The organism is Candidatus Zixiibacteriota bacterium (assembly GCA_036397555.1).
Taxonomy (GTDB): Bacteria; Zixibacteria; MSB-5A5; order WJJR01; family WJJR01; genus DATKYL01.
The window spans coordinates 1-22,450 of record DASWIS010000030.1; the positions used below are offsets into that span (position 1 = coordinate 1).

Sequence of the window (22,450 nt, forward strand, 5' to 3'; positions counted from 1 at the left end):
AACAACGGCAGCAGATACGGCGGGCCGAAACCCCAAATCCGCACATACTCCAGCCCGCGTCGCATCTTCATCCACACGTAAGACGATTTGGCATAGTATGGGTTCGGCAACAGGTCGCCGTAGTACAAAACCCTCCAGACAGTGTATGTCCCGTACAAGACGGCAAAGATCGCGATGAAGGCGAGAATGTCCTTCCCGTTTGGGCGCCCCTGACGCCTCCAGGCAATCCCTGCGGCGGCCAGACTGGCGACGAAGAATCCGATGCCGTCGTGACGTGTCATCGCGATCAGCACAAACAGCGGCGCGAGTGTGGCGATGCCCCGGTGGCCGTCGAGCGCATCGGCGAATCGCCACACAGCGACCGCGACCAGCGCCGCCATGATCGTCGCTTCCAGACCGCCGAGCGTCCAGATGACGACCGGCAACGAGGCGGTGACGAAGATCAGCGGAAGCGTGTCGGCAACATGGTGTGGATCGCGTTGTGCGCGTACCAGCAGGAATACGACCAGCCCCGCATAGGCGGCTATCGGGACCAGCCGCGCGGCCAAAGTCAGATCCAAGCCGAACCCGCCGAGCGCCGACATCAGGATCACTTGCAGGAAGTTGGAATACCCCTCGACGCGCTCGCCCGGATTCCAGACCAGCCCATCGCCATTGAGGAAGTTGTAGCAGTATCGCAGCGAGATATAGGCGTCGTCGACAAAGTAGTACCGGCTCCACCACATGCCGACGGCGGCAATGGCCAGCGATGCCGCCGCCCAGAGCCAGATGGCGCGGTCACGCCAGACAAGTGTCATGCGAGCAGCACAATGGGAGGAACTCGACTGAGCCTTACACAGGCAGCGCGTTTAGAGCATTACAGAGGGCGGACAAGATGTTAGACTGCACGACGATGAATCGCTCCGGATCAATTCCGAGAGGCGAACTCGCTCCGGAATACTTTTCAAATGCAGATGCAATCTTCTTCTTTTTGCCTCTGATCTTGGATGGCTTCCCATGCTCAACATCGTGATCCAGATCCGTCCTGAGATCCCGTATGTCGGCAAAGACTGGCGGCCTGCTTTCATCCTGTCGCGTACCGGTGCTCTCCCAGACCAAGAAATAGAGATGCTTAACGAAGTTGTCATAGGACGCGAGATCATGAATAGGGGTCCGAATCACTTCCTGCGCCTTCGCAGTACGGTTCGTGGGCTGGAATAGGTTTTCGCCGTGCTTTGATGCGTACAGCTCGTTGATCCTCGCCACACTATCCACAATCTCCGATGCAAGCTGATTTACTGCGCCTTTAAGTCCAGCTTCTGCGACAGCGGTCGGATCAAGATCGTCAATAAAAGTGGGATCATGCGTAAGAAGTTTTCTGAGCAGTATCTGCTGACGGACTTTCGCGCCGGATCTCACGTTTGCAGTAATCGTACGCTGAAACTCAAGCGTCAGTGTGTCTGTTGCGCGTTGCCCTAGCTGCACTTGCTTGGCGACGTCGTCAAGGAATGTAAGGTAGAAGTTGGCAACATCCTTTTCGCGGCCTACTATCCCTGGCGATTGAATCAACCTACAGACAAGAGTCAACAGTGATTGAACTACGGTTCTGTTACGTAACGATGAAGCCCTGTCGCCGAATCCGCTGTCCGCGAAATCCAGTGCTCGTCGGATGCGTCCCGCTATATTAGATTTTGTGGAGAATCCGGATTGGCCTTCGAACACGGCGAGAAGATCGTCATATCTCAGTCCGACCTCGAGTCCGTCAATCTCCACAGCTGTGACCTTCGCGAGAATGTCGAAGTGCCCATACCGCCTGTTGGAGGCCCCTATCCTTCCAAAGATAGGATGTTTCAATGCTTTGACGATAAACTCCCTCAGCTTGCTGTGGACGGAATTAAGCTTCTCGCTCCCGGTCAATTGTAGTCCGCCTTGCAGACGCTGAAAGTATTCCTTCACTTCCTCGTCTGTTGCATCCTCTATTTCGTCAAAGTCGATCTTAAAATCATCGATCGCGTCTACATAAACATCCGGGAGATCGCGATAGAGTCGTCCGCCGAATCTTTTCGCGCTCTCATCTGCAAGCTCAAGCTCATTGTCAATAAACTCGAAAATGGCCGTCAAGCGCTGCTGCCCATCCACGACATGATATGCCGGTTCGTCGGAAACTTTCTGAAAATAGAACTTGGGTAGCTTCCAACCCCGCAAGATCGTATCAATCAGGCGCTGCTTCTTTGAAGTGCCCCATACTTCTTGCCTTTGCCAATCGGGAATCTCGTAGCGGTCCCTGCGCTTGTAAATCTTATCGAGCTCCCTATGATCCGATAACACTTTCATCAAGTTCTCTTTGCCTGCGGCTTTCCTTGAGCCACAAAAGAAAGTAAACTTCTCCCACGGCCCAACAGCAACAGGCAAATTCAGCTAAAGACTATCGCACGGATCACAAAACGCGGACGCCGGATCGGCCGCGCGGAAGGCGACGTCGACGAACTTGACGACGTCGAAGACGTTGGTCACGCCGCTGCAGTCGGCGTCGGTCTGCTCGTTGGGACAGTTCACATCAAACACGGGCGTGCCGCTGCGGAACGCGACATCGACCGCCGCCACAACATCAAACACGTTGGTGGTGCCGTCGCAGGCAGGGTCCGTATGGCACGGGCAGTCGCAGTCGCAGGCGTCGCCCAACCCGTCGAAGTCCGAGTCCTCCTGGCCCGGATTGAACACATCCGGACAGTTGTCGGCGCTGTTGATGACGCCATCGCCGTCGTCATCGGCATACAGCGGGTTGGTCACCGTGGCGTACAGTCGCGTGCCGACAATGGAATCGACCTGCACCGAGATGCCCGACGCCCCTGAGTGGCCGTCGCTGCCGGGGAATGTGCCCGGCCCAAACAGTTCCTGCCCGGGGACATCATCGGAAAACAGGGCGCCGCGGCGTGTCTCATACGGATACCACCACTGCGCGCTGTCGGTGACATGCCCTTCGGGATTGCTGGTGTGGTCCATCGATGGATTGTAACCGGCGTCTTCGACCTGCACGACATAGAACGGGTTTCCGGTATTCGAGAACCAGTCGCCGAACGGTCCCTGGTGGATGTGCATGATGAGCAGGCCGCGATCGAGCGGATCATTGCCGAATGCCAGGTCGGGCCACAGCATGCAGGAAAAGTCTGAATCGAAACGATCATACGGCGCGCCCGATTCGGGATTGCGGTACTCCAGCAGGAAATACTCGTCATCGGCCATGTCGATCGGCACCAGATACAGCGCGCTGTCGCTTTCGGTCTGGATGTTGTTGAGCACGATGCTCGCGGGTGAATGCTCGATGATGATCGGATCGAGCCAGCCGAGCTGCTTCTTGCTCCAGCCGGAGAAGTGCGTCGGCACTTTGGCCGCGCCGATCGCCAGAATACCGTAACCATAGTATGCCATGATGTCCCAGTCGACGACCGGGTGATCGTTGGCATCATTCGGAGTCCAGCAGTTGACGACATCGAGACGGTTGTTCGGGTCGTAGAGATCGGGCAGGCCGATGTTGTGGCCCAGCTCATGGCAGTAGACGCGGATGCCGTTGAGCGTCCGCTCGCCGGTGAATTGGGTCGGATTCAGCGGATCGCGCAGCGGCATCATCTCCGGCGAAGTATTCCAGCGCGAGACGCGCTTGCCATCGAACGGCCCGGGGCCGTCGCCGGGAGCGTACACCGCGGCGAACGACCAGACTTCGGTGGGATCGTGCGTGTCCTCCTGGCCGGTGCCCGCGCGAACAAACACGACCGCATCGACATTGCCGTCATTGTCGCCGTCGTATTGCGAATAATCGATAAACGGGTCCAGCGATTCCAACAAGTCCTCAAACCGTCCAAACATGACGCCGGGATTGTTCGGATAGGTGCCGTCGTTCCACCACCCCGAGACATCGCCCGCGATGATCATCTGGTCGTACGACACTTCGGCATAGTAATCGGCGACCGAACCGCCGGGAAACACGCCGCGCGAGAACATGAGACTGTCGAATGTGCCCGGCAGAAAATACGTCGCGGGCTTGTTCTCCCACTCCACCAGAATCGCCAGCACTTTGAGCGTATCGGCATCGAATTGGTACGCGGCGATCTTCTGCATCTCGTCGGCGGTCGGTTCCGGCGGCAGACGGTCGGCGTACTTTTGACGTTCCGACTCCGGCAGATGGAGAATCAGCGCGCCGCCGGATGCGGCGACTGCAGCTTGAGCGAACATCAGGACACCCACAAGGGTCAAAGCCAGTCGCACGTCGGTTCTCATGTTTGCTCCTCAAGTCAAGGTCGCGCGCGTAGGGCGCACAAAGTTTTGTTGTTGCGTCACCCGACCCAGGTGACGCTCCTACCGCCACGCGAGGACGCGTGGCGGGCACATTTCCATCCACACTCATTAAACTCTTCAATCAAAGACACACCGTGCAAAACACCGTCGCCGGGTTGCCGTTGCGGAAGGCGACGTCGACTAAGGCGACGACGTCGAAGACATTGGTCACATTGTCGCAGGTGACATCGGTCGTGGCGCGCGGACACAGCGGGTTCGGATCGGGAATCGGTGCGCCGTTGCGGAAGGCGACATCGACCGCCGCCACGACGTCGAATACATTGGTGATGCCATCGCACTGGGGATCGCCGAAGCAATCGCACGCACAGGGCCCGCCCGACAGATACAGCCGCCCGCCGTCCCAGACGGGATTGTAAGTCGCGGTCCGCGCCTCCGCCGTCAGCGCGAATCCCTCCAGCGGGTCGAACGACAAGCCGACGGTGTCGCCGGGCTCGGCGGCGGCCTTGATGGTCATGTAGATTTTGGCGATCGGCCCGGTGCCCGGCTCCAGCGGCGGCGACCCGCCCCCGAAATCGGCGGTCAGTTTAACCGCCCGCTGCCCGAAGAAGCCATTGTTGAACACCGCGACTTGCTGCTCGAAATACTCCGTGCGGCAGCCGTGGGTTTTCAGTGAATCGAAGGTGGCAATGGCGGGCACATTGGTCAGCGAGACCGGAATCGTGATCGCCTCCAGCGGCAGCGCGTTGGTCGCGATGACTTCCCAGACCAGTTTGCCGGTGTCCTGCGGCGCGGAGAAATTGGGGCCATCAACCGTGTCGGCCCACACCGTGATAAAGTCGCGTTTGATCGTGTAGCGCTGCCCGTCGTTGGTGAAGGCGCGCAGCTCGACATCGTAGACTCCGGGATCGTAGGCGTGCACGGGGTTTTCGACGTCGGCGGAGTCGCCGTCGCCGAAGTACCACTTCCATCCGGTCGTCGTAAACGGGGCGTCATAGGTGTAGCTGACGTCCAACGGCGCCTGGCCCTGCTGCACGTCGGCTTCGAAGTTGCCGCGCGCGATCGAATTGTCGAGCGTGCCGCGTCCGAGCGTGCTGTTGACCCAGTCGAGCTCCTGCTGGGTCATGATGCCCAGCGCCCAGTCCAGCTCGCCCGGTATCGGCGGATCGCCCGGGGCGTGGAACATGATCCACGCCGCTTTGAAGTGCTTTTGCGCCGTCTCCGAGCTGGGAATGCGCGGGCCGTTGGCCGCGATTATTTCCGCCGATCCGAAATCGAAGATGGCGCCGTTGTAGGGGGAGACGCACCCGGTTTCCATGAAACGCAACTCGGAATTCCCGGCGTCCATCTCGGCCGGTGAGACATACCCCATCAGGTACAAGTCGCAGTAGCTCCAGACACCGTCGGGAATGTCGGTATTGAAACTGAGCGTCGGGGCGATGCGCGTCGCCGGCGACGATCCCGACCAGTTGGCGATTTCCATACCCGACCCCTGGCCATCGACGCGGAAACTCCAGTGCGCCGAGCGTCCGCAGGAGGCATCGTCGCCCTGCAGGTCGCGTCCGCCGACAATCGGACTGAGAAACATCCCAAAACGGTGCTCGAATTCCTGCGCCAGCACCAGCCGCGTGAAGTTGCCGAACATGCCGGTTCCGGGCGCCCAGTCGTATTGATTCCACATCATGACGAACCCCTCGACGTTATTCCCGGCCAGGCCGAAGCCGGCGCGCTCCTGGTAGAGCGAGCTGCCGATGCCGCTGACGTTGTTTTCGATCCCCTGATAAAATGCCGCGCCAAACTGGTGGCTCGGAACCTGCAGCAGCCAAAAGCAGATGTAATCCCACTGATCGCCGTGCTCGGCCATCAGCGCATTGGCGGAGTTGACCATCAGCGCGGTCAGTTGCGGATCGGTGTAGTCGCTGCGCAGGATGTCGTCGGTGTCCTCGTAGACGAACACGTCGTCGTAGGTGAGCGGCGTGCCCGGCATTCGTCCGAACTCGACCCGGGGCCCAACTTTGGGAATGCCCTTGACCGCCGGATCGGGGACTTCGCCCTTGGCGATCCCCTCCTGATAGATGCTCAGCCACTCCTCGGGGCTGCGCCAGCCGCATTCGGGAATGGCCGGCACCGGGTCGGGCACAGCCGCCGTCTGACCGGCGGGGGCGACCGTGACAAGGACGGGCTTCGAGGATGCGCGAGCGGATACGGATGCGATCTGCTCCTCCCCCATGGCCCCGATCGCAATCACGGCGATCGCGACCAAGACGCACAGACCAAGGCCGGTGCGGAGAACACTCTTCTTCGATGTCATCATTCACTCCGGGGCGACTGACGTTACGACGTTTTGATGTAAGTCACGGACTCCCCGGCATGTGAGGGCACGCAGGGGTCGATTCCGGGGTAAGATAAGGCCAATCTGGGGTTTTGGGGATGGGGAAAAGGGGGGCTATACCGCTGGGCCGTCACGCGCCATGGCGCGGCCGCCCGCTCAATCCGGATTACAAAATGACTGCGCCGCGTCGGCTCCACGGAATGCTACATCGACGAAGCGAACCACATCGAAGACATTGGTGGTGCCGTTGCAGTCGACGTCGGTCCGTGTCCAGGAACATCCAGCCGACTGCTCGATCGGAGCCGTCACGGCACGGAAGGCCACATTCACCGCCTGCACCACATCGAGCACATTGATAACGCCGTCGCACACAGGATCAGTGTGGCAAGTACAAGGTGACTCGGCTTCTGAGTCCGCCACCAGCCCGACAATCACAATCCCTTTGTGGAACTCGGGTACGATGGTCGACATGTCATCGGCGCTGATGAACGACAGATGGTTACCCGGCGCCAGACAGCAGGTGTCAATTTCGAAGCGACCCGGTGCGTCTTTGACGTCAAAACAGATCACGAGCGACGGGTCGCCGTTGCCGGGGTAGCCGTCATACCCCGGTGCCAAGACCGGACCGTCAATCCGATACCCGCTCCACAGCAATCCATCCGGACTGACAAAGAGCGGCTCCCCGACACCGCCCCCTGATGAGTCAAAACCAAAATCCTCGCAGTCATCCACAGACGGGGCCCCATAGTAATCCGGCCCGATGACCGACTCGACTAACCCACTCGCCGACAACCGTCCCCCTATCTGAACATCCGCAAAGTCGCGGACAAAAGCAGCTCCGTTGACGCTGCGAAACTCCAATGGAAATGCGATCCCCGCCAAGTCGACCAGATTCTCGATGTAAACACCGACTTTCACCGAATCGGCTCCGGCGTCCACGGAGACAGAGTCCAAATAGACAGCGTTTGCCGGAAGCGGTCTCCCAGTGCAGATGTATCCCTTTTCGAAACTGAATGCCACCGGTTCACCATACTCATTTACGCCACCAAGATGCTCGGAGGGAATAACGCAACACGTGTCAATCTCAAAGCACCCACTCAAACCATTGGTTCTAAGGAGAATCTGCAATGACGGGACACCTGAACCCGGTACACCGTCCGTGCCAATCGGGACAACTTGATCGACCCAAATCCTCGAAAGGAATACCGCATCGGGTGCCACGCGGTCCCAAAACTGCTGAAATATGGCATATGCATGCGAAACTGGTCCGGTGCAATCGTGGGAAAGAGGTGTATATCCTTCACCAATCGTTTCAAATGCATTACCGAAGGCAAGCCTACCTGAAACGTTCTTACGCATGAATGGGTCCTTCGACAGATAGGCGTCGCCCCTAAGTTGCCGCAGCTCCAATGGGCAGACAAACGAGGAGATCGGTACATCGTTGGTCACGTACACTCCAACTGATATCTCAACCTGACCCATTCCTGTGATTTCTTTCGATTCGACCTGCACGTGATTGAGGGCATGCGCAGTCGATGCCGCGAACATCGTAACCCACACCGACGCAAAGAGACTCGAGCGTCTGACAGTAATCCCAGGCATTTCGGTCCTTCGATGTGATCCCGATGTCGCTTAGGCGTCACCAGAGGGCGGGTGACGCCACGAGGTGTCGTTAATCGGAATATACAGTGTCAGCGTGTGCTACAACCCGCACGACTGACAAAATGTAGTCCCCGCGTCCGCCGCGCGGAAGGCGACGTCGACGAGCTTGACGACGTCGAAGACATTGACCGTGCCGTCGCAATTGACGTCTGAGCGCGCCCAGGGGCATTGCAAAAGCGGGTCGGGCGTGATCGCGCCGTTGCGGAAGGCGATCTCGACGGTCGCGACGATGTCGAGGACTTCGGTGGTGCCGTCGCAGACCGGATCGGTGTGGCACTGGCACTCGCACGGCGGCGTCAGGATGGTCAGCGCGCCATCGTCGCCGAAGATGCCGATGTCGGTCGCGTCGATTTTGGCCGACGGCGCATACCCCTCCAGCGGCGTGTTGATGCTTAAGACGAGCGAATCGCCAAAGACGGCGCCCGGCTTGATTGTCAGATGGACACGCGCGATCGGACCCGATCCCGGCGGCAACGGCGGCAAGCTGCCGTCGAAGCTGGAGATTAATCGGATCACCATCTGGCCGAAGAGCTTGTTATTGAACAGCGTCTGTGATCCGAGGAACAACTGTGTCCGCGTGCCCGCCATCGTGATCGAATCAAGCGTGGCATAGGCCGGAATCTGCGAGATCGAGATCGGCAGCGTAATCTGCGAGAGGGGCACGTGATTGTTGATGTTGATATCCCATGTCACCTCCGCCCCGGGCAGGGCGCTGTCGGCATTCACCACCAATGATTCGGCCAACGCAGTGATGAATGCAGTCTTGGTGCGCATCGCGCCGCCGGTCGGCGAGGCCGCAGTGAGCGTGACCGTGTGCTGTCCGGCGTTATAAATGTGCTGGGGATTGGGCGCGTCGGATGTGTCGCCGTCGCCGAAGTCCCAGTGCCAGCCGGTCGGGTAGTTGCGCGCATCTTCGGTGAAGTTTACGGTCCATGGTGCATCGCCGAAGGCCGTGTCGGCGTCAAAATCGGCCACTTCCCAGCCAATGATCGTGAAGTTCGGCCCCTGGTTCTCATTGATCAATCCCGGTATCGAGACCGGCGACGGCCAGAAGTTGTCCGATGGGCCGCCGACCTCCGGCGTGAACGAATAGATTTTTTCGTGATCGTCGGTGTCGCCATACATCCAGTCGTCGGAGTCGCCATTGGTGCGATACAGTTCCCAACCCACCTGCGGCGTGTACCCATTGAAGCTCGCCAGCGAGTCGCCGATGTACTGGAAGAAATCATGCTCCGGCGTATAGACAAAATCATACCCCCACGGCCAGAGATACAGGTCGGAATACGAATGGTAGTTGAGCGCGAAAACGAATTGACGGCTGTTGACGAAATCGCGCATCGCCTGCGTCTCCGGCTCGCTGAAGGCCGAGGGGCCGCGATAGACCTCGCTGCCGGTGTTCGACGAGGAGCCGTTGTTGTCGTACCCCCAGTTGTGTCCGTAGTTGCGGTTCAGATCGACACCGATGTTCGACCCATTCGAGTTGTTGCGGTTTTTGCGCCACATGCCGCCGCCGAACGGCGCAATGGTACGGTTGTATTCGTACCCGTCGGGATTGACCACCGGGATTAAGAAGACTTCGCGGTTGTCGACCAGGAGGGTGGTCAAGGGATCGGTGCCGTAGTCGCGTGTGAGTCGGCGCAGAGTCTCGAGCACGACTTCCACCGTGATCGGTTCGCGCGCGTGGTGCAAGCCGTTGATCAGCACTTCGATTTCGTCTTCGTCGACTTCGGGATTGTCGGAGACCTTGATCGCCCAGATCTCGCGCCCTTCAAAACTCTGCCCGATGGAGAATTTGGCCGTCGTGATCGACGGAAAGGCCGCGTGGACCGAATCCAAAACCGTTATCGCCTCGGCGTAGGTTTTGAATCCCCCCATCGTCTTTTGCGGATACAGCTTGGCGTAATGATCGTACCAGTCGGCGATTTCGACGCTGATGTCAAAGCCGTCAGCCCGCAACGAAGCCAACTGGGCCGCGTCGACCAGAATCCGGAACACCCCCGCGCGCGGGTCGGGGTGGTGATCGAGGATGTCGATGTCGCGGCTGTAGGCGATGGCAATTTCGCCGGGGTCTTTGAATTCCCAACGGGCAATGATCTTCTTTTCGAGAAACGCCCTGTCGGCGGCCGTCAATTCGGCGCTCAGCGCCGGCGTCCACGCCAACAGCCCGATCGCCATCCCCGTTGCGAGGATCACCTTGCGCATGCAAACTCCTTAAGTCTTTCCGATGGATTACGGCTCGGCATTGCCCGGCCTTCTCTGGGTAAGATACCCGCGGTCCTTGTTCTGACAAGGGATTTGGACCGCGGAAAGCGAACCGCTGTGTTGCGAGACCACAGCGGTCGGGTCAACTGGTTTGTTCCCATTACCCAATTCATTACCCATTTCAATGGGTACTACCCAATTGCCACTTTCCCGTCCGTTTCCACTCGGCATTCTGGCCACGCCCAAGGCATGCGACTCTGCCCTCGCCACTGAGACCTTTGAGAACGCGACGGATCAGATCGATGCTGACGCCGGGGCAAGCCTGCAGGAGATCGGAGACCCGGAACGATTTCCCGGCGTGAGCGATGGCCGCAATGACCAGTTCGGTCTTTGAGCCCCGAGGCGATTTGACCTGACCGAGGCGGGATTCAAACTCTCGGTATGCGGTCTTGAGCGTATAGAGGACGAAATTCACATACGGCCAGGGGTCGTGCTTGCCATCGTGCCAGCGATGTGAGCTTTCCTCGAGGGTTTCGTAGTAGCGTTCCTTGTTTTCCTCGATCAGGCGTTCCATGCTGATGTAGCGGCCAACTTCCATCCCGAGACGGTAACACTGAAGGAGCAAAAGAAGACGTGAGACGCGCCCATTGCCATCGCGGAAAGGATGAATACAGAGAAAATCGAGATTGAACGCCGCCAGCGCCACCGGCGAAGGTACGGAGCGCTCTCGGAGGGATTCGCGCCAGAGGCTGACCAGGTCGCTCATGTACTGCGGCGTCTGGGCCGCTGGGACGGTGCGAAATCGCACACGCTGGGCGCCATCGGGGTAGCGTTCGATGATGTCGCCGTCTTTCACTTTGTACTTGCCCGCATCCCAAATCTCGCCGCGCGTGATTCGGTGTAACCGGTGAATCGTCTTTTCAGAGACCGGCAGATCCGGACCGCCCTCGTGGATGAGTTTGAGTGCGTCTCGATAGCCACGGACTTCTTCTTCGTTGCGATCGCGGAGCGCCGCTTTGCCGAGCACGACAGTGGCGGCGCGGGCCCGATCTATGGTGACACCTTCGATTCGGTTGGAGGAAACGGCGCTTTCGATCAGAGCGTGCTCCCTCAACACCTTGAGTTTTTGGGGCGACTGCCGGGTGAACAACTCCTGCCGTCCCCGCGCCTCTCCAAGTTCGGAGAGATACATCGCGGTTACAGTCGGAAGTGTCGCCGGAGCGTTCGCGAGAAACTGAAGTGTCTTCATTGGGTTTAAATCTCGAATTCAGCCGGAGGCAGTAATCTACTGGTTGCGCATTAGCGCATCCATTAGCGCTACGTAATGAAGTATGATGTTACACAACGCCTTAGTCCACCCATATCACTTTCTGATCCCCTGAAATCCAATCCCTCTTGACAACTGAACATTTGTTCAGTATCGTCCGTATAGCTTATCTGGACGGGGTGCCGTCTTCGCAGAATACGTCAGGCATCAGATGGAATCGAATCGCACCCAAAAGGAGTCAGCTATGGCCCCCATTGCCATTGGCGCTGTCCAATTTTCCGCCCCGCCGCCTGTCCGGACGATCACGCGTCCGTTGTGTCCGTGCGGCACCCTGCTGCTGTCGACGTCGGCCCAGTGGCTGTGTTCGCATTGCGGACGCGCCTTTTGCCGCGAGTGCGGCGGGACCATTGCGCGCAGCGGCGGCTGCGATGTCTGCACCGTCTGCGGCGCCGGAAGCTGCGGGTGAGGTTCAGGAGAAAATCAATGTCTGCCCGCCAATCACACTTTCCCTCACCCCTAAACCCCTCTCCCACAGGGAGAGGGGAAAAAAATCCACACCTCTCCCTGTGGGAGAGGTCGATTCGTTCCGCGTCAGCGGAACGAAGCGAGTGAGGGAAACCCCCGGGGCAGGAAGACCATCCACATCATGAATAACAAACCACCAATCCATTCGACGATCCTGGCTCGCGCACGCCGCCTGCGCCGCGAACAAACGGCGCCCGAACGCGCACTGTGGGCACGGCTGCGAGGCCATCGTCTCGGCAGTTTGAAATTCCGCCGTCAACACCCAATCGGACTGTTCATCGCCGACTTTGCATGCATCAAACACCGGCTGGTGGTTGAAATCGACGGCTCCACTCATTTGGCCAATACCGAATACGACACCTTGCGCACACGATGGCTCTCCGGCCGCAGGTGGCGCGTTCTGCGTTTCACCAATCGCCAGGTCATCCGCAACATGGATGGGGTGCTGGAGGTCATTCGTGCGGCATGCGGCCGATCACCGGTTGGCGTTCCCTCACCCCAACCCCTCTCCACACACGAGGCCGCGCCGTGAAAATCGCGCGGCTGACCGAGTTCGGGATTCCCGAGGCATTCGTCGCCCGTTGGGCCGACACCATCGGTCCGGAGCTGCTCGACTGGCAGGCCGATGCGATTCGCCACTTCAATCTGTTGGGCGACGGCAACCTCATCGCCATCGCGCCGACCTCATCGGGGAAAACGTTTTTGGCCGAGCTGGCCGCGACATCGGCGTTGATGCGTCGCCGCAAGGTCGTCTATATCGCGCCGCTGAAGGCGCTGGTGATGCAGAAATACGAGCGGCTGCGCACGGTCTTTGGGCCGTTGGGATTCCGCGTCGTCGTCTCCACGCGCGACTGGCGCGGCGCCGATGCGCGTCTGCGGCGCGGCGATTTCGATATCGCGGTCACGGTGTATGAAAAATGGCACAATCTGCTGTTGACCCATCTGGATTTGCTGACCACGGTCGATCTTTTGATTCTCGATGAGCCGCAGTTGCTGATCGATCCCAAGCGCGGCCCGACGGTCGCGGCGATTCTCGATGCGGTCGCGGCGGTCCGTCACGATCAACACCGGATCGCATCGGAACGCCGGGCCGCGTTGCGCGTCATCCTGCTGGCGGCGCGTCTCCCCTATGCGGCGCAGTTGTCGTCGTATTTGAACGCGCCGATCCAGACCGTGCACCGCCGTCCGGTCGAGCTGCGGTTGGGCGTGCTCACCAACGGACGGTTTCAATTCCGCGAATACAACACCGCCGACGTCGGTGAGGAAACGCTGCCGTGGGACGATCAACTCCCTGAATCCGAGCGTCCGTTGGCGCTGTTGGCTGCATTGGCCGCGCGCGGCGAACGCATCCTGGTTTTTTGCCCCTCGAAAAACAGTTGCCACCGGCGCGCGCAGGCGCTGGTGGCGCGCCTTCCCTCGACGGTGCGTGTGCTCTCCGAAGAAGAACGCTGGCGGCTGCGCAGCGGACCATCGCTGGCCGCGCCGCTGACCGAGTGGCTCCGCCACGGTGTCGCGGTGCATCACGCCGATCTGACGCCGCATCAGCGCGCAGTCGTGGAAACGCGATTCGCCGCCGGTGATGTGCCGGTGCTCTTCTGTACCGGGACGCTCGCCTGGGGCGTCAATCTCCCGGCAACCACCGTGTTTGTCGACGCGGAGAAATACTCAGGCGGTCCCTATGGCGGACGGCTGATCCCGGTGCCGATCGACCGTCTCGAATTCGAGGGCATGGCGGGACGCGCCGGACGTTTGGGTTTGGCGCATGATACGGCGTCTTGTGGTGAGCGAAGTCGAACCGCCCCGGTCGGGCGCGGCATCCTCTGGAGCAAGACCCCCTGCGAAGCCGACCTGCTGTGGAATGCCTACATCACACCGCACGACTTCTCAACACCCCTCAACACACCGATTGGCTCCCTCTCTCATGGGGAGAGGGTTGGGGTGAGGGAAAGCGATACCGCTGGTGACAGATTCGCTCCGCTCACCACAAGCGAACTCAGTCGAACCACTTGTGGTGAGCGCGGCCGAACTACGTGCGCAAACGGACCCCGCCGGCGGCGGGGCCACCCCCCTTGCGGTGAGCATAGCCGAACCGCCTTGCCTGCTTTCGGTCCCGCACGTCGGCTGCTGGACTGGATCGTCACCGGGCTGGCATCCACTGTCGCCGATGCGCAAGCGCGCGCGCAGCAATCCCCCTTCGGTCCGGCCGATCCCGCCGAAGGTCCTCCCTTGAGGACGGTCTGGGAACCGGCGGCGCAGCGTCTGATCGATGCCCGACTGGTGCAGTGCGACGCCGACCGCAGGTCCTCTTTTGCCGAAGGCCCCCTCTTGGGGGAGGACGGACGTCTGTATGCCACACCGTGCGGCTCGGTGGTCGCCGCCTCCGGCATCGGCATCGAAACCGCTGTCGCGATCACGCGTGCGCTGGAGGGATGCCGCCGCAGGTCCTCTCTTGAGGGCCACAGGTCCTCTCTTGAGAACAGCGACTGCGATCCCGCATCGTGGATCGCGCTGTTGACCACATTACCGGAAGCATCCGATGCGCATCTGCTCTCCGGTGCGCTCCATGCCGAACATCGCCGCGCCATTGCCGCGCTGTGGCGCGATCGTTTCGGCGGTGAGTTTCTCGAAACACTCGCGGAACATTTCGCCGCCGATCCCGCCGCGGTCACGGTGCATTTTCCCAACGAGGCGCCGCAGACGCGCGCGATGCTGACGGCGCTGGCGCTCGATGATTGGGCGGCGGGCATATCGACCGATGAGTTGGAGCATCGTTACCGTCTGCCGATCGGCCGCCTGGCGCCGACCGCGGATTTGATCTCATGGCTGTTGGAAACGACCGCGCTGTTGGCCAAAAACATCGCGTCATCTCGTGGCATTGTCCCCGCGTTGGAACGCGCCGCTTTTGAAGTGCGCCACGGCATCAGTTGGGGCGCCCAGTCGCTGGTGCAGGCGCTCGAAGGCGTGCTGCCCCGTCAGACGCTGTTGGAATTGATCGCCGACGGCTGGAACGATCCGGTCGCGCTCGCCACACGCCGTCCCGACGAACTGATCGGCTATGCGCCGTTGTCGGTGGTCGAGCAGATTCTCAAACGCTGCCGCCAATGGAGTCAACGTGCGGCGAGGGACACCAAGCCAGGTCAATCGGAGTCAAACACACTCTCCATAGAAAACCCAACCACTTGTCCCGAGGGAAGCCGAGGGAAAGGAGAACCCGTCATGTCACCCATCCTCCATCTCGACGGCGCGGCGCATCGCGCGCGCCTCACGGTACAGTTGGCCGGACGGACTGTCTTGCTCCGCGCCAAGAGCTTCAAATACCTGCTGGCCTTGGCGGCGGCGCGTCTGCTCTCGCGCGACGGCTGGATCGCCAAGACCGACATCGAACCCGGCGAAAACCAGATCAAGTATCTCTACCAGTTGCGCCGTGAATTGCGCATCGCTGGTGGTGCGCACAGTCGAATCGCGCGGACCGACACCGATGCCCTGATCGAAAACGACGGACACGGGCATTACCGTCTCGGGCTGCCGCCGCAGGCGATTCAGTTCGATCTGGAACGGTTGCTGACACATCCCGACTGGGACATTCGTGTCCGCGCGGAGCAACTATCCGCGCACGCGCAGTCCGAACGGGCAACAACCACCGCGCACGCGGCGTGAGAAGCAATCGGGGCCCGTCACAAGTCGTAGGGACACCCATCGCTTCGCTCCCCTCGCGTCCGCTTCCCTCGGCTACGCTCGGGACAAGCGGGACAAGCGACGTGTCGTGTCCTCGTTTGAGCACGGGGCACGGCACGCCGCTTGTCCTGAGCGAAGCGAACGGGTGCCCCTACAAGAGGGTATGCGAAAAAATCACCCGCCCAGTTCTGCTTCGAGGCGTTCGATCTCACGCAGGACCGGTTCGGAATGTTCAGACTGGGGATTCAACTGGATGAATCGTTTCCACGCGGCGATGGCATTGCGGGAATCGTTGAGATCGAAACTGTAAATCACGCCGAGGTTAAACCACGCCTGCTGCGCGGTCGAGTCGGCGGCGACGACTTCGTTGAGCAGTGAAATCGCCCGTTCGGGATGACCGGCGGCGCGTTCCATCGTCGCCAGATCGGTTTTGACGTTGAGATTGTCGGGCTGCAACGCCAGCGCGGCGGTGTAGTGTGCGATTGCGCCTGCCGCATCATCGATATCGAAGTAGAGATTCCCCAGCGCCACCCACGCATCGAAGTTGCTCGAATCCTGCGCGAGGATGTCGCTGATGTGCGCGATCTGATGCTGCGCGTTCTCGATAAACTCCGCCTGCATCTGCTCCGGATCGAATGGCTGTTGGCCGGTCGCGTTCGATGACGCGGCGGGCTGCTCGATGTTCGTCTTGACGATGTAAATCGTCACAACAATGACCAGCGCCAGCACCGCGATCATAAACGGGCGGTTGTGCCGTGGAGCGTGGCTTTCGGTCGTTGCGGCGGGGCTGATTGCCTGCCCGCCGGTATCGGCCGTGGACCTGGTATCGTCGCTCATCGTCTCAATATGTCCCAGGACAGACGGTCCGGCAACCGATCTCGCCGACCATACGTAGCAACGCCAACAGGTTGCGTGCCCCGGTCACCCTATAGTGGGACCCCTAATCCGCCGATATAAGGAAATGGCAGCGCTGTAGCAAAGCACAATCACGCAAACGGGGGAACACAGTGGGTTCAGCCGCATCCACCAGCCGACGCTCCGAGAAGCAGAGCAACGCGGGGCCGCAATCCGACACGCGCACGCAAAACAGTTCGCGCGACTTGCACATGCAAAACCTGCCGCGCCCGAACGCCGTCCCGCCGACCGCCAACGAGCGGCTCAAGCCGGTCGACTTCAACGGCAATCACGACGCCGGCGGCGGCGACAAAAGTACGATGACGACCGAGAGCCGGATCCCCACAGAGCCGCACGATGTCTCGCAAGTGCCGAAGGTGCAGTTGCCCAGCGGCGTGGCCTGGCTGAATGGCCGCGCGTTGAGCTTCCCGTCCAGTGTGCGGCTGATTCCCGGCGAGCGGGTCGCGGTGGAAGGACGTCCCTATGAAATCAAACGCGCCCGCATCCTGACTCCGAAGAGCATCACCAGATGGGCCGCGTATGCCGTTTTGGGAATCCTCGCGGCCATCGGCCTGGCGCACATCATCGTCGGCCCGCCGGGCGGCACCATCTCCGGCGTCGTCATCGACGGAGTCAGCGGACGTATTATTCCCGACGCGCGCATCAGCATCATCAATGGCCCGATGGTGCGCACGAATTCCGCGGGGCTGTTTGCCGCCGGCGGATTGCCGACGGGACAATTTACGCTCACGGCGACCGCAATCGGCTATCAGTCGCAAAGCGGCACGGTGATGCGCACGGGCGGCCTCGATGCGCAAATGGCCTTTGTGCTGGCCCCGTTGTCGATCGATACGGCGTTGATGCTGATCGCCGAGGGCACACCGGCGGAACCCGCGCCGGTCGAAGAAACCCCGGCGGAGGAAACCCGGACCTCGGGGCTCGCGTTCGGCCATGTGAAGATCGATGCCGATTTCTCGGACTTTCTGGTCTTCGTGGACAACGTTCTCTACGGCAAGAATACCCCCGAAGTGAAACGTCTGTCGGCGGGCAATCACGCGATCGTTCTGCAAGTCGATGGATTCGAAGATTTCGCATCGAGCGTCACGGTAAAGGCGCGCGCGACGGAGACGCTGAAAGTCCGAAAAGCCGATCTGACGCCGCAAATCAATCCGCTCAAGCGCGCCCGCGGCCACTTTGCCGAGGCCAAGGCGTTTCTGGAGCAGGGCCAGTGGCCCGCGGCGATCGACGAGTACACGAAAGGACTCGAGTACGAGCCGGAGAATGCCGACGCGCTGCAGTATCGCGGCTGGGCGTTTTTGAAATCGGGCAATGCCGTCAAGGCCAAATCCGACTTCGTCCGCGCGGCGCAATTGCACCATGCCGCCAACCGCAATCTGGATGCGGTCACCTGCGCGGGATACTTAATCGAGCTGGAACCGGGTGAGAGCGACCACTGCCGGCGCCGCGCCGAGTATTACATCGCCCTGTCGGAATTCGACAAAGCGATCGATGACTACAAGTCCGCCATCAAGCGCGACAAGAATGCCATCGCGCCGCGCCTCGGTTTGGCGGAAGCACACTTTGCCACCGGAGATTTCCGGGAAGCCGCCAAAGAGTTCGATCGCGCGCGCAAACTCACCGACAAGCCATCGAGCATTTACGTGCGCATGCTCATCGCGCTGACCAATGCAGGACTGGACAAGGACGTTCGCAAAAAGTACGAGGAGCTGACTCAGATCGCCGACCCCGCGTGGCTGGAGTCGCTGCGACAGGATCCGGAGTGGTTGCGCGTTCTGCAGATCGTCGACCCGAGTGAACGGTCATCGGGATAGGTTTCCGACGACACCACGCATCAAAAGGCCCGGACTCGTCACGAGTCCGGGCCTTTCGTCATTGTGGATTCCACTCGGCGTTACGGCTGGACACCGCCGCCAGCAGTCGTGGCCTTGGTGTCCGGCAACTTGCCCGACACCGCGCTGACAAACGCAAATGTCTGATCGGGACGTGCCTGCATGATGATGACTTTCTTGCGGGCGTTGCGGGTCGAATCCATCACGATCTGCCCGGTGACGCCCTCGTGACGGACATTCGACAGCGCCGCCTTCAGGCCCGCATGCGTCAACTCCGGCGCCATTTCCAGGGCGTCGACAACCGCGCCGCCCGCATCGAAACCGAGCGCGGACGATGTGATCGGGGCGTGACCCTCCTGCTCGGTGAACGCGTCAACGAATCCGCGCACCTTCGAGCGGGTCACATCGGCGGAAAAATGGGACGCTATGAAGACGCGGGAATCGTGGTCGAGCGCGTCTCCCGACATCGCAAAAAACTCCGGCGACTCCCAACCGTCGCCGCCCAGGAAGGTGACGGTGAGCTTCGCATTTTTCGCGGCGCGCATGACCGCCGCCGCCTCCGGATAGAATCCGGAAACGAAGATCGCATCCGCCTTGCGCAGTTTGATCTGTTCGATGACATCGCTGAAGTCTGCGCGTCCCGCCGGATACCCGACATGCAACACGATCTCGCCGCCGAGCGCCCGGAACTGGCGGTCGAAGTGCCGCGCCAGCGACTGGGTGTAATCGTGCCGTTCCTCCTGCATGATGGCCACCTTGCGCAGCTTGCGATCGGTATACGCGAACGTGGCCAGTGCCTCCGCCATATCGGGGTCGACGAAGCACACGCGATAGACCCAATCGCCGATGGAGGTGATCGCCGGATTGGTCGCCTCCGGCACCACGAGGGGAATGCCGACATCCTGCGCCGCCACGGCGGCCGCCTGCGTCACCATCGACGTGCTGGAGCCGACGATTGCGATGGGGTTGTACTCACGTGCCAGGACACGCACGCCTTCGGCGGCGAAGATCGGGTCGGAGCGATCATCGTATGACTGAATACGGATCATCGCCCCCTTGATACCCCCCTGCCCATTGGCTTCGGCCACGGCCATCGTCAGACCGGCCAGACACTCGCGCCCGAACGCGGCATCGCGTCCTGTCAGCGACACCACAGCGCCGATGGTAATCGTGGGTTTGTCCTGGGCCGTACTTGTGCCCACGACCAGCAATGGGATGACCAGAGCGAGACAGAGGATACTGACCCCGTGTATGTTCAGTCGTCGCGACGTCCGACTCATGGAAGCACCTCCGGTTCTATCTGCAAGATTAAGGCAGAAAACACGTTCGGCAAGTGCATTCTGCTAACACAAGGAGACCGCGGCACTTGCGGGCGATGTTGCAGCGACCCATTTTGACGCGCGCGAGTGACATTGTCAATACAAACGGCTGTACGCCATATGATTAACTTGATAAATTAAAGTAATAGATCACACAATGATTCCGGTCAGAACCACTCCGGCATGAAGCACACCTGCCGTGGAAATGCACGCTCCAAAATCTCAACAGCTCCGGCGTTGGCTGTCAGCCGCTTTTGCTGTACCAGCTCGGCTGTTACCAGGTGTCCGGAGTAGAGCACACTCCACGCCGCGATCTCGCCGCTCGCCCGCGGCACTCCGCGTTTCGTCGTCCGACTGCGCGTGACACGGGCGCGTCCGCCGCTCCAGCGGATGAGCCAACGGCCGTCGTTCCACTCGCTGGTCGGATCCCCTTGCACATCGGCGCTTACCGCGCCGTCGAGGTCAGCCGGATACCGTCGTTCTTCGATGGCGCGTTTAAAGTCAATGAGCTTAAACTGTATCTTGCTGACCAGCCGCACGTCGGCGATGGGATTAGACAGAAAATCGAGAATCGGGAAGTCGACGGGCAAAAACCACGTAATCTGTCCCGCGTGATCGCGGTAGCTGCGCAGCAATTGCAAAATCGCCGATAAGGCGTAGTCATCGGCCCAGACCGCTTCCTTGACCGCGAGCTTGCGTCCGACCGGGGAAAGCTCGTCCCGCGTTGGCCATCGCGCCGGCGGCGGTTCGATGTCCATCTCGCTGATGACATAGCCGATCGGCTGTGATGCCCGTAAGACCAGATGGACGCGTCGGAGCCCCTGCCGTGCCAACAGCCAGCGAAAACTCCAATACCGCCGATCCCGGGTCACCGGACCCAGGTATCGCCGCCCGAACGCACGCTGCAGCATGTCCAATGTCTTCCATTCGGCCGTCCCATCGACCTCGCGCACCCGGATGCCGCGCAACGTTACCGGCGCGATCTGTGCGGGGGCGAACACGGCATCCCAGTGATGAAACACGTCGGCGTACCCCATGCGCGCGTAAAAATCGTGACGGAAAGGCATGAGTGCCGACAGGGCATATCCCGCCTTGCGCAACTCGGCGTGCGCGCGCGTCATCATCTCCCGCGCCAGTCCGCTGTTGCGATACTCCGGAGCCGTCGCCACCGCTGCGACACCCGACATCGGTACAAACTGTTCACCCACGCGCATCCGGAAGGGGTAGCACCACATCCCCGCCGCCAGTGTGTCGCCGTCCGACGCGCACCAGGCGGTGTCCAGATGCTTCGACATAAAGTCGATGTATTTGTGCCTGTAATCTTCGCTGAGTCCGAAACAGTAGTGAACCAGCCGGCCATAGGCGGGCAGGTCGCGTCGCTGCATGGAACGGATGCGGATCATGCAAAAGGTGATCGATTGCAGGTCACGAACACCGTACCCCCGCTCGGCTGTGACTACTCAGAGGAGATCGTGCGCCGGGTTCCCGGCAATCCGTGCAGGTCAGCCCAAGGGCTGACCCGCACGGAACATGGTATCGATAACCGTCAATCACAGCTCAAAAACACGGCACGTCCTGTGGACGGCGAATTCACGCAGAACATTGTGCGCCGGGTTCCCGGCAATCCGTGCAGGTCAGCCCAAGGGCTGACCCGCACGGAATATGGTATCGATAACCGTCAATCACAGGTCAAAAGCACGGCACGTCCTGTGGATGGCGAATTCACGCAGAACATTGTGCGCCAAGTTCCTGACACTCTGTGCCGGTCAGCCCTTGGGCTGACCCGCACGCGGTGCCGATCGCACGTTTACGGTTTCGGCTTGCGCGACGCATTCAGAATCCGTGTCTGCAAGTCGGTCGCATCGCGGCTGATCACAGCCGAGAGCGAATCGGCCGTGCCGAAGTCGCCGCGGTCGATCAACGGCTGGATCGCCGGGATGCGTCCGCTCAGTTCGGCGATGTCCTCCCGGAACATCGCGATGTCGACCTTCGTGCCCTTTCCGGTCGGGGCACCGGCCAGCGTGTCGGAACACGCCTCGACCGAGCGGACGGCCAGATCGAGCATGCGCTGCGACTGCGCGCCGCGTTCGCCGCGTCCGCGCACGGCGGCGTCACGCGCCGCCACTGCGAGGTTGCGTGTCTCGATGTACATCTCTTTGGCGGTGCCGTATGAGCGGAACAGACGGAATCGCTTGTCTTGTTTGGCCTTTTCCTCGTTGGCGCGATCCAGCGATTCGGTGGCGCGGCCGAGCTCGGCCGGGGCGAATCGCTCGGCCTCCGCATCGCGCGCCGCATTGACCGCGGCGATGGCGTCGGATTCTTCCTGATCGGGCGGTGCGCTGCATCCGACCAGCATCAGCGCCACGAATGCAACGACCAGCCACTGCCCCAGTGCTCGGTACGACAGCGGATATGCATGTGTCCGATTCATCGGTCCTCCCCGGCGGATTGACTG

At 60.7% G+C, this 22,450-nt stretch carries 15 protein-coding genes; 4 read left to right on the forward strand and 11 right to left on the reverse strand.

The window, feature by feature from the left end; genetic code table 11:
- The 7 genes from VGB22_09270 to VGB22_09300 all read right to left on the reverse strand — a co-directional run.
- A partial coding sequence (locus VGB22_09270) for a hypothetical protein (protein HEX9751456.1) occupies positions 1-797 on the reverse strand: 797 nt, incomplete at its 3' end.
- Between the two features lie 34 nt (positions 798-831).
- Positions 832-2,313, reverse strand: coding sequence for a DUF262 domain-containing protein (locus VGB22_09275; protein HEX9751457.1), 1,482 nt, complete (start codon positions 2,311-2,313; stop codon positions 832-834).
- An 84-nt stretch (positions 2,314-2,397) separates the two neighbouring features.
- Positions 2,398-4,254 (reverse strand): M6 family metalloprotease domain-containing protein, encoded by a 1,857-nt coding sequence (locus tag VGB22_09280; protein ID HEX9751458.1) that lies wholly within the window; start codon positions 4,252-4,254, stop codon positions 2,398-2,400.
- Positions 4,255-4,393: 139 nt separating this feature from the next.
- Positions 4,394-6,580 carry a PKD domain-containing protein gene (locus tag VGB22_09285; GenBank protein ID HEX9751459.1) on the reverse strand — a complete coding sequence of 729 codons (2,187 nt, stop codon included), beginning with the start codon at positions 6,578-6,580 and terminating at the stop codon, positions 4,394-4,396.
- A 177-nt stretch (positions 6,581-6,757) separates the two neighbouring features.
- Entirely contained in the window at positions 6,758-7,621 is an 864-nt protein-coding gene (locus VGB22_09290; GenBank protein ID HEX9751460.1) for a hypothetical protein, read from the reverse strand.
- A gap of 681 nt (positions 7,622-8,302) precedes the next feature.
- Positions 8,303-10,465: a M14 family zinc carboxypeptidase gene (locus VGB22_09295; GenBank protein ID HEX9751461.1), complete on the reverse strand. Its 2,163-nt coding sequence runs from the start codon at positions 10,463-10,465 to the stop codon at positions 8,303-8,305.
- Positions 10,466-10,646: 181 nt separating this feature from the next.
- Positions 10,647-11,714: a Fic family protein gene (locus VGB22_09300; GenBank protein ID HEX9751462.1), complete on the reverse strand. Its 1,068-nt coding sequence runs from the start codon at positions 11,712-11,714 to the stop codon at positions 10,647-10,649.
- 262 nt (positions 11,715-11,976) lie between these two features.
- Here VGB22_09300 and VGB22_09305 point away from each other — a divergent pair, with 262 nt between their 5' ends.
- The 3 genes from VGB22_09305 to VGB22_09315 all read left to right on the forward strand — a co-directional run bounded on the left by VGB22_09305 (position 11,977) and on the right by VGB22_09315 (position 15,914).
- Positions 11,977-12,198: a hypothetical protein gene (locus VGB22_09305; GenBank protein ID HEX9751463.1), complete on the forward strand. Its 222-nt coding sequence runs from the start codon at positions 11,977-11,979 to the stop codon at positions 12,196-12,198.
- Between the two features lie 180 nt (positions 12,199-12,378).
- The gene (locus VGB22_09310; protein HEX9751464.1) at positions 12,379-12,789 is read left to right on the forward strand and encodes an endonuclease domain-containing protein; all 411 of its coding nucleotides are present in this window, start codon (positions 12,379-12,381) and stop codon (positions 12,787-12,789) included.
- The gene (locus VGB22_09315) at positions 12,786-15,914 is read left to right on the forward strand and encodes a DEAD/DEAH box helicase (GenBank protein ID HEX9751465.1); all 3,129 of its coding nucleotides are present in this window, start codon (positions 12,786-12,788) and stop codon (positions 15,912-15,914) included. The genes VGB22_09310 and VGB22_09315 overlap by 4 nt, the downstream gene beginning before the upstream one ends.
- Before the next feature lie 192 nt (positions 15,915-16,106).
- Here VGB22_09315 and VGB22_09320 read toward each other — a convergent pair whose 3' ends face one another.
- Positions 16,107-16,769, reverse strand: a complete 663-nt coding sequence (locus VGB22_09320) for a tetratricopeptide repeat protein (protein HEX9751466.1) — start codon at positions 16,767-16,769, stop codon at positions 16,107-16,109.
- A 170-nt stretch (positions 16,770-16,939) separates the two neighbouring features.
- On the opposite strand from VGB22_09320, the gene VGB22_09325 reads away from it, so the two are divergent.
- Entirely contained in the window at positions 16,940-18,658 is a 1,719-nt protein-coding gene (locus VGB22_09325; GenBank protein HEX9751467.1) for a carboxypeptidase regulatory-like domain-containing protein, read from the forward strand.
- An 80-nt stretch (positions 18,659-18,738) separates the two neighbouring features.
- Here VGB22_09325 and VGB22_09330 read toward each other — a convergent pair whose 3' ends face one another.
- From VGB22_09330 to VGB22_09340, 3 genes are all read right to left on the reverse strand, one after another.
- A complete protein-coding gene (locus tag VGB22_09330; protein ID HEX9751468.1) occupies positions 18,739-19,956 on the reverse strand; it encodes an ABC transporter substrate-binding protein in 1,218 nt (405 codons plus the stop codon).
- Positions 19,957-20,162: 206 nt separating this feature from the next.
- The gene (locus VGB22_09335; protein HEX9751469.1) at positions 20,163-21,398 is read right to left on the reverse strand and encodes a GNAT family N-acetyltransferase; all 1,236 of its coding nucleotides are present in this window, start codon (positions 21,396-21,398) and stop codon (positions 20,163-20,165) included.
- A 404-nt stretch (positions 21,399-21,802) separates the two neighbouring features.
- Entirely contained in the window at positions 21,803-22,426 is a 624-nt protein-coding gene (locus VGB22_09340) for a DUF4398 domain-containing protein (protein HEX9751470.1), read from the reverse strand.
- Positions 22,427-22,450 lie beyond the last annotated feature (24 nt).